The 12,395-nt window shown below is 69.6% G+C and carries 11 protein-coding genes; 9 read left to right on the forward strand and 2 right to left on the reverse strand.

Features of this window, described 5'->3' with window-relative positions; translation table 11 throughout:
* Positions 1-735, reverse strand: a 735-nt coding sequence (locus I0C86_RS18860) for an MFS transporter (RefSeq protein WP_230394389.1), incomplete at its 3' end; no start/stop codon positions are given.
* A gap of 447 nt (positions 736-1,182) precedes the next feature.
* Between I0C86_RS18860 and I0C86_RS18865 the strand changes: the two genes are divergently transcribed.
* The 5 genes from I0C86_RS18865 (at position 1,183) to I0C86_RS18885 (ending at position 5,954) form a co-directional block, all read left to right on the forward strand.
* A complete protein-coding gene (locus I0C86_RS18865; RefSeq protein WP_196202570.1) occupies positions 1,183-1,776 on the forward strand; it encodes a hypothetical protein in 594 nt (197 codons plus the stop codon).
* A gap of 13 nt (positions 1,777-1,789) precedes the next feature.
* Entirely contained in the window at positions 1,790-3,139 is a 1,350-nt protein-coding gene (locus tag I0C86_RS18870) for a midas domain-containing protein (RefSeq protein ID WP_196202637.1), read from the forward strand.
* A gap of 229 nt (positions 3,140-3,368) precedes the next feature.
* A complete protein-coding gene (locus tag I0C86_RS18875) occupies positions 3,369-5,000 on the forward strand; it encodes a sodium:solute symporter family protein (protein ID WP_196202626.1) in 1,632 nt (543 codons plus the stop codon).
* Between the two features lie 97 nt (positions 5,001-5,097).
* On the forward strand, positions 5,098-5,391 hold the full coding sequence (locus I0C86_RS18880; protein ID WP_230394390.1) for a hypothetical protein: 294 nt from the start codon (positions 5,098-5,100) through the stop codon (positions 5,389-5,391).
* Positions 5,392-5,585: 194 nt separating this feature from the next.
* Complete coding sequence (locus I0C86_RS18885) at positions 5,586-5,954, forward strand: hypothetical protein (RefSeq protein WP_196202571.1); 369 nt, start codon at positions 5,586-5,588, stop codon at positions 5,952-5,954.
* Between the two features lie 185 nt (positions 5,955-6,139).
* Here the strand turns inward: I0C86_RS18885 and I0C86_RS18890 are convergent, their stop codons facing one another.
* Positions 6,140-7,918 (reverse strand): glycoside hydrolase family 6 protein, encoded by a 1,779-nt coding sequence (locus I0C86_RS18890; RefSeq protein ID WP_196202572.1) that lies wholly within the window; start codon positions 7,916-7,918, stop codon positions 6,140-6,142.
* Positions 7,919-8,648: 730 nt separating this feature from the next.
* Here I0C86_RS18890 and I0C86_RS43530 point away from each other — a divergent pair.
* The 4 genes from I0C86_RS43530 (at position 8,649) to I0C86_RS18910 (ending at position 12,361) form a co-directional block, all read left to right on the forward strand.
* The gene (locus I0C86_RS43530) at positions 8,649-9,839 is read left to right on the forward strand and encodes a hypothetical protein (RefSeq protein WP_230394391.1); all 1,191 of its coding nucleotides are present in this window, start codon (positions 8,649-8,651) and stop codon (positions 9,837-9,839) included.
* Positions 9,823-10,596 carry a class F sortase gene (locus I0C86_RS18900; protein ID WP_196202573.1) on the forward strand — a complete coding sequence of 258 codons (774 nt, stop codon included), beginning with the start codon at positions 9,823-9,825 and terminating at the stop codon, positions 10,594-10,596. The genes I0C86_RS43530 and I0C86_RS18900 overlap by 17 nt, the downstream gene beginning before the upstream one ends.
* Positions 10,597-10,857: 261 nt before the next feature.
* Entirely contained in the window at positions 10,858-11,577 is a 720-nt protein-coding gene (locus tag I0C86_RS18905) for a hypothetical protein (RefSeq protein ID WP_196202574.1), read from the forward strand.
* 1 nt (position 11,578) lies between these two features.
* On the forward strand, positions 11,579-12,361 hold the full coding sequence (locus I0C86_RS18910) for a class F sortase (protein WP_407676324.1): 783 nt from the start codon (positions 11,579-11,581) through the stop codon (positions 12,359-12,361).
* Positions 12,362-12,395 lie beyond the last annotated feature (34 nt).

The following is a 12,395-nucleotide window of genomic DNA, read 5'->3' on the forward strand; positions in this document are numbered from 1 at the left end:
GTCTGTGGATCCGGCATCGTCTGTGGATCCGGCATCGTCTGTGGATCCGGCATCGTCTGTGGATCCGGCATCGTCTGTGGATCCGGCATCGTCTGTGGATCCGGCATCGTCGCCGGTCCGCCCGGTCGACGCGGTCCCGGCGGTCCCGGCCCGGTGTTCGGGCAGCGCCAGGGCCACCGCCGCGCAGAGCAGTGACACGAGCACACTCGCCGCACCCGCCGCCGGGTAGCCACCGCTGGCGAACACCGGAGCCGCGACCGCGGTGGCCAGCAGCACGGCGAGCAGGCTGAGCGTGCTGGCCCGGCCGATGACCCGCCCGTACCGGTCGGCCAGGCCGAGTCGGTCGAGTTCCTCGTAGACCAGTGCCTCGGAGGCTCCGGACTGGAGCGCACCGCGCGCTCCCCACAGCACGAACCCGAGCGCGAACGCCCAGTACGAGGGGGCCGCGACCCACAGTCCGAACCCGAGGCCACCGAGCAGCGGTGCTCCGGCGAGCAGCAGCCGCCGGGAGACCATGTCGGCCCAGACGCCGGAGGGGACCTCCAGCAGGATGCCGGTCGCGGCCCAGATGACGAACAGCGAGGAGATCTCGGCGACGGAGAGTCCGGTGTCGGTGAAGAGCAACGCGTACACCGGGTAGAGCAGGACGAAGTCGTCCAGGAACGCGTAGAGGTAGAAGGTGACGACGAGACGCCGCGCGGCGCTCGCCGCCGCGCGCGCTGGAGAGATGAACATGAGGCCTTCCCACCGGGACGATTCGGACAGGGGTCACGAAGGTCCCGGCGGTGCCCGGCAGCGGGTGCCGTGGCGGCCTCTGGTCGAGAACTAATGTCGTTGCGTCATGCGGGTCAGTCTAGGCGCTCCACCGCCGTCACAGGGCCCGCGCCGAGGCGGTCGGCGCCGCCCCGTCGACCGAAACCGGGATCGCGATTTCCGGGCGGGGAGCAACCGGAGAATCGGCCCGGTACCGGGCCCATGGAGCGCCGGACGTCGTGGACGTCGTGGACCGCCCAGGTGGGAAGTGTCAGGCCGGCAGCAACCCGTCCAGGCTGGGCCGTTTTCTGGTAGTTGCCGCATCTTCCGACTGGTTACCACCGGTTCCCGCCAGCGGACACGAAAGTGCGCCGGATCGGGATTGCTGATCAGGGCTGAACGGGAATAGCAGTTGACGAAGGAGGAGCCATGTCGCCCATAGAAGTCGTCCTGATCGTCCTTGTGGTCCTCGCCGTCGCGGCCGCCGTTCCCGCCATCTGGGTAGCCAGCCGCCGACGGGCCCTACGCACCCGGTTCGGCCCCGAGTACGACCGGGTGGTCGCCGAGCAGCAGGACCGTTCGGCAGCCGAACGCGAACTGCGGGAGCGCGAACGCCGCCACGCGGAGTTGAACCTGACCTCGCTCTCGGCCGACTCCCGCAGCCGGTACACGGCCGCCTGGGAGGAGATCCAGGCCCGCTTCCTCGACTCCCCCGCCGAGGCGGTCGGTGCGGCGGACGAACTGGTCACCCGGCTGATCGCCGAGCGCGGTTACCCCACCGGGGACTACGACGACCACCTCGCCCACCTGTCCGTCGAGCACGCCCGCACGCTGACCCACTACCGGGACGCCCACGACATCCACCTGCGCAACGAGCGTGGCGAGGCCAGCACCGAGCAACTCCGCCAGGCAGTCGTGCACTACCGGGAACTCTTCGCCGACCTCCTCGGCGAGGACCCCGTACGCCAGCAAACCTCGGACGAACCCCGTCCGGACACCCCGCAGGACGTATCGAGTCGGTAAGGAGAGACTTGCCATGCGCCAGCAGGACCGCCAGATCAACGACGACACCCCCGATGTGATCAAGTCCGAGCCGGTGCCCGTACCCGGGCCCGGCAGCGTCGAGTTCCCGGCGCCGGACGACCCCGACGGCCGACACCGGACCGGTTACCCGAACAGCGACATCGCCGACCACGGTCCGGAGGACGCGCTGGACGAGCGGGGCTCCTACGACAACGACCTCGACACGTCCGGGCCGGGACCGTGGTCCGGCGACCCGGCGGCGGACGCACGTACCAGGGACGAGCGGCTCGGGAGCGACCGCCGGCCCGAGGAACGGGCCGAGGACGCCGCGTTGGACGACGACGCGCTCACCGAGCGCACCCCCGGCGACCGGGCGGCGGACCCCGACGGCGACGACCGCGGCACGAGCGACCGGGGCGACCTGGCCGACGCCAGCCAGGCCGACGCCGACGGCCCGTCGGCGGATGCCGACAGATCACGGGCCGACGCCGAACGGGCCGACGCCGAGCTGGTCGACACCGAACGGGCCGACGGCGAGCACGTCGACGCCCAGCAGGCCGACGCCGAGCAGGTCGACACCGAACGGGCCGACGGCGAGCAGGTCGACGGGGACGCCCGGAACCGGCCGGAGTTCCACGAGCCGGCACCGCTGCCGACCTCCTTCGGCGCCCCGACGGTCGGCGGCGCGGTAGCGGCGTCCGCGCTGGCCGGGAGCCACCGCGACGCCCGGGAGGAGGACACCGTCCGATCCGGCGACGGCCCGGCCGAGGACCGGATCGACGGCGTCGGCGACGAATCGGAGCGTGACCGCCACGCCATCCTGGCCAGCGACGAGGACCGGAGTCTGGGCGCCGCCGATGCCGCGGTCGATCAGCGGTCCGACGGAACGGCCGTGGGCCGGGATGCGATCGACGGCGCGGACCATGGATTTGGCACCGCGAACACGACGGAGACCGGCAGCACCACGGATGCCGTAACCACGCCGGATGCCGTAACCGTGTCGGATACCGGAACCGTGCCGGATACCGGAACCACACCGGCTGCCGGTACGACGCCGGACGGCGAACTGCTGCCCGGCGCGGCACCGGCCGAGCCGATCGTCGCCATCCTCAGCCCGGACACCGTCCAGGGCCTCCGCGACCGGTGGCGGGAGGTCCAACTGCGCTTCGTGGACGATCCGCCCGGCGCTACCGCCGACGCCCACCGACTGGTCGAGGAGTCCGTCGACGCGGTCACCGCCGCCCTGACGCAGCAGCGCGAGGAACTCGGCGGCTGGCAGCGCGACGGCGCGACCGACACCGAGGAGTTGCGCATGGTGGTCCGCCGGCACCGGGACTTCCTGGACCGCCTGCTCGGCAGCTAGCAGTACCAGCGCTCAGACGATCTTCGACGGCTCCCCGACGCGCCCGCCCGCGGGTCGGGGAGCCGCCGCCGCTCCGGCCGGGTCGACACCGCCCGGCCGCCGTCGACACAGGCGTGAAAACTCCTCACCCCGGGTAGTAGGGCCTCGCCCGGCGGCGGGTCCGCCGGAAGCGGACGGCGCGAGGCGTACGAACGAGGTGGACACTGTGGATGGTGGCCTGCGACTGGACATGGACGCGCTGGACTACGTGATCCTGGCGCTGTACTTCGTCACCGTTCTCGGGGTCGGTATCGCGGCCCGCCGCGCCATCCGGACCAGTGTCGACTTCTTCCTCTCCGGCCGTTCGCTGCCGGCCTGGGTGACCGGACTCGCCTTCGTCTCGGCCAACCTCGGTGCGCTGGAAATCATGGGGATGGCGGCCAACGGCGCCCAGTACGGCCTGATGACCCTGCACTACTACTGGATCGGCGCCATCCCGGCGATGGTCTTCCTCGGCATCGTGATGATGCCCTTCTACTACGGCTCCAAGGTACGCAGCGTGCCGGAGTACCTGCGGCTGCGGTTCAACCGACCCGCCCACCTGCTCAACGCGCTCAGCTTCGCGATCGCCCAGGTGCTCATCGCCGGAGTCAACCTCTACGCGCTGGCACTGATCATGCAGGCGCTGCTCGGCTGGCCGCTCTGGGTGTCCATCGTGGTCGGCGCCCTGATCGTGCTGGCGTACATCACGGTCGGCGGGCTCTCCTCGGCGATCTACAACGAGGTGCTGCAGTTCTTCGTGATCCTTGCCGGTCTGATCCCGATCACGATCATCGGACTGGTCAAGGTAGGTGGGGTGGACGGACTCTGGGACAGGGTCCGCGGCTCCGACCTGGGCGAGGCGGGGCTGCACACCTGGGCCGACACCGGCAGCTCCGCGAACCCGCTGGGCGCCAGTTGGATCGGGATCGTCTTCGGCCTCGGCTTCGTCCTCTCCTTCGGCTACTGGACGACAAACTTCGCCGAGGTCCAGCGGGCGATCTCAGCGAAGAACATGAGCGCCGCGCGCCGTACGCCGATCATCGCCGCGTACCCGAAGATGTTCATCCCGTTGGTCACGGTCATCCCGGGCCTGATCGCGGTGGTGACCGTCAACGGCCTGGGCGCCGAGACCGGCGACCTGACCTACAACAACGCGATCCCGCTGCTCATGCGCGACCTGCTGCCGACCGGGGTGCTCGGGGTGGCGGTCACCGGCCTGCTCGCGTCCTTCATGGCCGGGATGGCCGCCAACGTCAGCGGCTTCAACACCGTCTTCACCTACGACATCTGGCAGGCGTACGTCCGGCGCGACCGACCGGACGGGTACTACCTGCGGGTCGGTCGGATCGCCACCGTCGCAGGGGTGCTCGTGGGGATCGGGACGGCGTTCATCGCCGCCGGTTTCAACAACATCATGAACTACATCCAGATGCTCTTCTCGGTGTTCAATGCGCCGTTGTTCGCCACCTTCATCATCGGCATGTTCTGGAAGCGGATGACCGCCTGGGCCGGTTTCTGGTCGCTGTTGACCGGTACCGCCGGGGCACTCGCCACCTATCTGCTGTACGAGGCCGGGGTGCTGCCGTTCGACTCCGACCTGGAAGAGAGCTTCTGGGGCGCCGGGATCGCGTTCGGGCTGGTCGTCGTCGTCGCGGCGATCCTCACCCCGCTCACCCCCGGCAGGCCCGAGGACGAACTGCGCGGCCTGGTCTACGGACTGGGTGGCGCCGACGCCCAGGGCGACATGCTGGCCGGTGACGCCCGCTGGTACCGCTCGCCGATTCTGCTCGGCGGGATCGCGGTGCTCCTGGCCGCGCTGTTCTACCTGCCGGTGCTGTGAGGCCCACGGCCGCGCCGGCCCCGGCACCGGGGCCCGGGACACCGACCGTGGCGGCACCTCGGATCGCCGACGCCGATAGCGAGAAGGGACAACCTCGATGGAAGACGACAACCGAGCCCCGGGCGAGGCACCGATGGACGAGGCGCCGGTCGACGGGGCCGAGCAGGAGCGTCGGTCGGCCGCCGCCCGGCTGTTCGACATCCGCCGGGTGATCGGAGGTCTCTTCGTCGCGTACGGCGTGATCGTCGGCCTGATCGGGCTCTTCGACGGCTCGGCGGCGATCGAGAAGGCGGAGGGAATCCGGATCAACCTCTGGGCCGGTCTGGCCATGCTCGCCCTCGGCCTCGGCTTCCTGCTCTGGCAGTGGCTCCGCCCGGTCGACCGCGAGTGACAAACGGGCGTCCGGGGCCGGGAAGTGCACCGGTCGTGTCCGGTCCCGACGGGCCGACCCGGGGCACGGCGCGGCCCGGCCACGGGTCCGGCGGGCAGGCATGGCGTCGGTGGTCCGGGGTAGTCGATTTGGAGGACCGACGCCCGCACGAAGACCGACAACCGGATGGCGTAGCCGGACAGGAGGGCAGGAAGATGACGGACCGCGATCCGCTACCGAATCGGCCGCTCGAGGAGAGTCCCGAGGTGGCCTCGGCCGTCGACGACGACACGGCCGTACCCCAGTTCGCCTCCGATGGCGGGCGGGGCGCCCAGAGCCCGGACTTTCTCGACGCCGAGGATGCTCCCGGCGACTTTCCGGCAACCGACGACCTGATCGGCGACCCGTACGGCGCCGGCGCGGGCAGCGCCGGCGACACCCGTACCGGAGCCGAGCAGCCGTGGGAACCGGCCGATCTCGCCATCGCGCAGGGGCGCGATCCGACACCGGAGAACATCGACCGTGCCCGCGGGGAACTCGACCGGGAGGGTACGGCCGCCGCGGTGGAGAAGACCGTTCCCTGACCGCCGTTCCCGGGCCGCCGTTCCCGGACGGTCCGGATGATGCACCCGAGCGGGGCGGGACTGTCCGAACCCGACACCGGGTTCGCTCCCCCGATCGGCATCGACGACCGACGGTCCCCGGTCGGCGCCTGTGCGCCGGCCGGGGACCGCCTGGTGGTGTAGCCGTGGTGGTGCTGTTCAGCCGATCAGAGAGCCGGGTAGGCGTTCTGCATCAGCTGGGTGAGCTGGGCGGGGAACCAGGCACCGGAGATCGGGGCACCGGACAACGCACCACTCATGTTGTTGTTGTTACGCGGGTTACCGGTGTAGGTCGGGTCACACATCCGGTCGAAGCCCTTGCCCTCGTCGTTGTCGATGAGGGTGCTGGAGCCGTCCGACTCGCCCGGAGGCTTGATCCAGACGTACGCGTCGATGCCGGTGGCGGGCGCCGCACGGGGCCGCTCGCCGATGCCGGCACCGCTCTGGTTGCACCAGTTGCCGAGGTGGATCCGGCGGTCGATGCGGGAGCCGTTCACCTGCGCGTTGACGTCGCCCGTGGTGACCGCGGCGGTCGGCCGGCCCGCGCCGCCCCAGCCGTTACGGGAGGTGTCGATCAGCATGCCGACGTTGGAGTCGAAGCCCTGCGAGACCATCTCCGTACGGAGTGCCTGGGCGTAGCGCTGCTCGTCCACGTACCGGTTCCAGTCGATCCAGGTCGACAGCCGGTTCGCCTCGGTCACGTTGAGGTAGGGCTCCACGGTGGCCGAGAAGTTGGCGGTGTTGGCGATGAAGCCGTGCACGTTCGCCGTGGTGCTGCCCTCGGCCCGAGCCGCCTCGGCGATGATCTGCGCCGACGGCCGGAAGTTGTCGTCCCAGCCGAGCCAGCCGTGGTGGCCGACGTCGACGTAGTTGTAGACGTTCGGGATCGCGCCGAGCTTCGCCAGGGCGTAACCCACACCCTTGACGTAGTTGCCGTTGGCCTTCATCGTGTCGCAGTTCGCGGTCGCCGTCGCTCGCGGGGAGACGTTGGTGATCAGGTTCGGCAACGAGTCGATCTCGACGATCGTGATGATCCGCAGGCTGCTGTACGCCGCGTCGTCCAGGATCGCCGCAATCGGGTCGATGTAGTCCGTCTTGTACTTGGGCAGGTCCGTCGCCTGGAGTTCACCGTTCGACGCCAGCGCAGAACAGTCGCGGCCCGGCAGGTTGTAGATGACGAACTGGATGTAGCCGGCACCCTGGGCGAGGGCCTCGTCCAGGTGGTCCCGGACGCCCATCGGGCCGTTCGAGCTGCTGTCCGGGTCACCCTCGATCGCGGAGATCCGGTCGATCCAGACGCCGGTCGGGTTGCTGGAGATCCGGTTGCCGCCGGAGACGCTCTCCGCCTTGGCCTTCCACTCCGGGTTCACGTAGCCCCGGGCACCCGAGTACGGGTTGTTCACCCGCGCCGGGCCGGGCCCGCCGGTCGGTCCGGTCGTCGGGCCGGTCGTCGGACCGGTCGTCGGCCCCGTGGTCGGACCGGTCGTCGGCCCCGTGGTCGGACCGGTGGTGGGCGGGGCGCCGTTGCAGTTCACCCCGTTGACGCTGAAGGAGGTGGGCGACGGGTTGCTGCCGCTCCACGCGCCGTTGAAGCCGATGTTGGTGGAGGCACCGGTCGCCAGGTTGCCGTTGTACGACATGTTCGTCGCGGTCACCTGGCTGCCGGACTGGGTCCAGTTGGCCGACCAGCCCTGGCTCACCCGTTGGCTGCTGTTCGGGAAGGTGAAGCGAAGGGTCCAGCCGTTGATCGCGTCGCCGACGTTCCGGATGGTGACGCTGGCGGTGAAGCCACCCTGCCACTGGTTGCTGCTGTACGTGACGTCACACCCGGGGGCGGCGTACGCCGATGTCGCAGGAAGGGTGACCAGGCCGGCAGCCACGAGGGTACTCGCGCCGGCCAATGCCACGACCTTCTGCCGGGCGGACATTCTAGTCCGTAAATTCATGCCAGTGATCTCCTTGGGCCAGCCGGTCACGACAGGCGGAACCGGCGCGGCGACCGCGCGGACGTGGTACTTGGTGGGTACGTCCGTGGACGCCATGGGGGACTGCGGTATGCCCGGCCCGGACGGGCGCGGGAGCGGTGGTGGTGCCGGCCGCGGGTAGCGACCGTGTTGACGCCGTCCGGAAAACCGGCTGCCCTCGGCGTCTGCTGCGCGGTGTGGCTCCCCCAGCACAGTGGATGAATTCTTGCATGGGAGCGCTTCCACCACAACACCTCGACACTGATGGATGACGATACCTGACACCCGGCCGCGCCGCCCGGGCGACCGAGGGTGTGCCGGCTGACCGCCACCCACTTTGGACACGTCCGCACTGGTGAACGCGGAGATTCCGCACCCCACCGCGCGGCGCCGGCGAGCAAGATACCCGTGGGACAAACCGGACGACCGGCCCCCACGTCCCGGGCCAGCACCATCCCGGATGAACAGCGGTTGACCACCCGGAACCGACGAGCACCCCCAGAAAGGCGGGATCTCGTACGGGAAGCACCCGCGAGCGCAATGGGTGCGGTAGGGCCGGTTCCCGCCAGGCTCCCAGTTAGCACGTACCGCCCCCAAGTCGGCCTGTTTGGGGAAAAGCCGAGAAAATCCGATGAAAGCTCACAAATTCGCTAATGTCGGTCGTGGCTCGTCTCCCGGCGAGCCGAGACAAGAGGGAAGGATGACGAAAGTCATGTCCAAGAAGTTCCTCGGCAAGGTGATCGCTGGAGCCGCTCTGGGCGGCGCGTCCCTACTGGTATGGGCCCCCTCGACCGCTCTCGCGGACGGCGGGTACCACCCGGACGGGTACCAGAAGCACGACTCGGGCCATGTCTTCGCGAAGCCGGAAGTGGCAAAGCCAGGGCAGGAGGTCAAATTCATCGAGGTCTGCTCTGAGGCGCAGGAGCACGCATGGCTGTGGTCCAAGGTCACCGGCAAGGTGGATCTGGCACCCAAGGACCACAAGGTGGGCCACGAAGGCGGCAAGGAAGCCGACAAGAAGGCCGAAGAGCGCAAGGACGGCTGGGACGACAAGAAGGCCGGAGACAGCGCGGAGGACGCCGCGAAGCCCGGGGACGCCGGCGGCCACGAAAGCAGCGGCGAAAACTACAAGAAAGAGCGCGAGTACCAGGAGTTCCTGAAGTACAAGGAGCAACAGGAGTACCTCGAGTACCGCCGCTACAAGGACAAGGCGGCCCCGGAGGAGGAGCAGGCGGCCCCGGGAGAGAAGGAAGCGCCGGAGGCCGAGGGCGCTCCGTCTGCCGGAGAAGGGGCACCCGCCGCGCCTGGCCCGACGGCCGACGCGGTCCCGGCTCCGACACCGTCGGCGACCGGGCAGCTCCCCCAGCCTGCCGAGGGCTACCAGCCGCCGGCCGGCGGTGCCGGTGGCGCCATGGCGGACGACGGTAAGGCATACGAAGAGGGCGCGCAGGGCTGGGACGGCAAGAAGGCCGACGAGGGCGAGCACGGCCGGGACGACAAGAAGGCCCAGGAAGGCGAACGCACCTGGGAAGACAGCAAGCCGGCCGAGAAGGGCAAGCCCAACTCGGACGAGAAGAAGGCCCAGGAGGGCGAGCACGGCTGGGAGGACAAGAAGGCCGACGAGGGCGAGCACGGCTGGGACGACAAGAAGGCCGGCTACGAGTACTGGGCCAGTGTCACCATCCCGTGGGACGCCAAGCCGGGGACGTACGAAGTGAAGGGCTCGTGCGGCGAGGGCGAGTTCGTCGTCACGCCCAAGGGTTGGGTCGACGGTGGTGACGGTGGACTCACCTCCGGCAGCAGCGACAACCTCGCGGTTGCGGGCGTGGGCATGCTCGGCATGGCCGCCCTCGGCGGGCTGGTACTGATGCGGCAGCGCCGTACCGATGAATCGCACGCCTGACTCGGCGGTGCGCGGGGCCGGCGGCCGTCACGGGGTACCGTGGCGCGCCGCCGGCATCAGCCTGGTCGCCCTGTTGGCGCTGGTCGGTGCCGGTCTGATCGGCGCCGGCCTGAACGCTCCGGATCCGACAGCACCGCCACAGCCGAGTGCCGCCGCCGCACCGCAGAACCCCGACGACGAGTCCACGACCGCCGCACCGCAGACCGGAGCGGCCCTTCCACCGACGGCCACGCCGCCGCCCGGATCGGATCTCCCCGAGGTCGCCCAGACACCCGGAGCCATGCCGACCAGGAGATCCCTCGACCGGTCCGAACCGATCAGGATCGCCATTCCGAAGATCGACGTCGGTGCGACGATCATGCCGCTCGGGGTCACCGCCGACGGCATGGTCCAGGTGCCGCCGTTGGCAAAGGCGCAACTCGCCGGGTGGTACCAACTCGGCCCGGCACCCGGGGAGGTCGGCAACGCCGTGATCGTCGGCCACGTCGACTCGAAGGAGATCGGGCCGGCGGTGTTCTTCCGACTGGGGGCCCTGCTGCCCGGAGACACGATCGAGGTGATCCGGAAGGACGGCAAGATCGCCAACTTCGTCGTCGAGGGCGTGAAGTCGTACCCGAAGACGGCGTTTCCGACCGACCTCGTCTACGGTCCGACCGACGTGCCGGGACTGCGGCTCATAACCTGCGGCGGCGACTTCGACGAGCGGATCGGCTCCTATCCCGACAACATCATCGCCTTCGCCAGGCTTGCCACCTGAGCGGGACGGCTACACCGTAGGGCCTGTTTCGGGGGACGGCGATCGCTCGCCGTCCCCCGAAGGTGTATCTCCGGGCCCGCGAGGTCGACAAGGCCCCGCAAGCACGGCAACGCCCGATGTTGGCGACAACCGCTCTATCACCTCAATACGAGCTTTCGGAAAAAATACTCGTAATCACGACATCAACTCCCAAAGTGGCTAGCGTCGGTCGTAGCTCGACTGGCCGTCGGGCGAACCAACGGGGAAGGAGTACCTCGAGATATGAGTAGCAAGTTGCTAAAGGTGATGGCCGGCGCTGGCCTGGGCGCCGCCGCACTATTGATCTGCGCGCCCGGAACCGCCCTGGCGGATGACGCCCCTCCCGGACACGAGTACAACAAGGGCTACATCTACACCGAGCCGAAGGGGGTGAAGCCGGGACACAAGTTCAAGATTCTGCTCAAGTGCGAGCACCCGGTGCAGCGGCCCTGGGTGTGGTCGAAGATCACCGGCAAGCTCTGGCTCAAGCCCGTGGAAGAGAACGGTGGGTGGGAGCCGGAACACCCACAGGCGCCCGACGACGGCCAGCCCGAAGACCCCGGCCAGCCGGAGAACCCCGGCCAGCCCTCGCAGCCTCCGGGGCAACCGACGCCGCCCCCGAACGGCGGGCAGCCAGGAGTGCCGCAGGACGGGCCGCCACAGGCCGAAACCGACGAGCCGGACCAGGGCGGCGAGGGCGGCCAGGCGGCGTACGGCAACGAGGCGAAATACTGGGCCTGGGCCGAGGTCCCTTGGAAGACCGGGCCCGGCCACTACGCGGCCAAGGGAGCGTGTGGCAACGGCAGGATCGTGGTCCTGCCTCGCGGCTCCGTCGACGGTGGTGAGGGTGGAGCCAGCACCGACCCGAGCCGTACCGCCGCCGGTGCGAGCCTGTTGGGGGCGGCCGCGCTCGGCGGATTCCTACTGATCCGTCGGCGTCGTACCGATGGCTCACCCGCCTGAGGTGCCGATCAGGGGCGCCGGCGGCCGGCACGGGCAACCGTGGCGTGCCGCCGGCGTCGTGCTGGTCGCCCTGCTGGCCCTCGGCGGAATCACGCTGGTCGCCACCGGCCTCAGTCTGGTCCCGGCGCAGCCACCTCAACCGGTGGACAGCGTGCCCGAGACGGCCCCGGCGCCGGACTGGGGCGCCGGAACGGACTTCGGCACGGACCTCGGATTGGACCTCGGCTCGGGGCTGGAGTCGACGACACCGACCCCGTCGACGACCACCGGACCCGCCCGTACGGGTCCGCCCGCCGGCACCCCGACGACACCGGCACCGGTGGCCCTGCCCCGATCCGAACCGACCACGATCGCGATACCGAAGATCAAGGTGAACGCCAAGATCATATCGATCGGACTGAACGGCGACGGCACGGTCCAGGTGCCTCCGCTGAAGCAGGCCCAACTCGCCGGCTGGTACAAGCTCGGCGTGAGCCCCGGCGAGATCGGTAACGCCGTCGTCGTCGGACACGTCGACTCGGCAGCGATGGGACCGGCGGTCTTCTTCAAACTCGGCGCGCTCCGACAGGGCGACGAGCTGCGGGTGACCCGCAAGGACGGCGAGATCGTCCGATTCGCCGTGGACACCGTCGAGTCATATCCGAAGACGGCGTTCCCGGCCGAGCTGGTCTACGGAGCCGTCGACACCGCCCGACTCCAGGTGGTCACCTGCGGCGGCAAATTCGATCGTAAGAAGGGCAGCTATCCCAACAACATCGTGGTGTCCGCGACCCGGATCCCATGAGTCGCGGAGCCTGGCCGGCGCGACCTCGCCGGCC

Origin of the sequence: Plantactinospora alkalitolerans, from assembly GCF_015690345.1 — a bacterium.
In the GTDB taxonomy this organism is placed as follows: Bacteria; Actinomycetota; Actinomycetes; order Mycobacteriales; family Micromonosporaceae; genus Plantactinospora; species Plantactinospora alkalitolerans.

Coding starts and splice junctions, on each gene's coding strand:
- I0C86_RS18865 (WP_196202570.1), top strand. CDS start 1,183: ATGTCGCCCATAGAAGTCGTCCTGATCGTCCTTGTGGTCCTCGCCGTC.
- I0C86_RS18870 (WP_196202637.1), top strand. CDS start 1,790: ATGCGCCAGCAGGACCGCCAGATCAACGACGACACCCCCGATGTGATC.
- I0C86_RS18875 (WP_196202626.1), top strand. CDS start 3,369: ATGGACGCGCTGGACTACGTGATCCTGGCGCTGTACTTCGTCACCGTT.
- I0C86_RS18880 (WP_230394390.1), top strand. CDS start 5,098: ATGGAAGACGACAACCGAGCCCCGGGCGAGGCACCGATGGACGAGGCG.
- I0C86_RS18885 (WP_196202571.1), top strand. CDS start 5,586: ATGACGGACCGCGATCCGCTACCGAATCGGCCGCTCGAGGAGAGTCCC.
- I0C86_RS18890 (WP_196202572.1), bottom strand. CDS start 7,918: ATGAATTTACGGACTAGAATGTCCGCCCGGCAGAAGGTCGTGGCATTG.
- I0C86_RS43530 (WP_230394391.1), top strand. CDS start 8,649: ATGTCCAAGAAGTTCCTCGGCAAGGTGATCGCTGGAGCCGCTCTGGGC.
- I0C86_RS18900 (WP_196202573.1), top strand. CDS start 9,823: ATGAATCGCACGCCTGACTCGGCGGTGCGCGGGGCCGGCGGCCGTCAC.
- I0C86_RS18905 (WP_196202574.1), top strand. CDS start 10,858: ATGAGTAGCAAGTTGCTAAAGGTGATGGCCGGCGCTGGCCTGGGCGCC.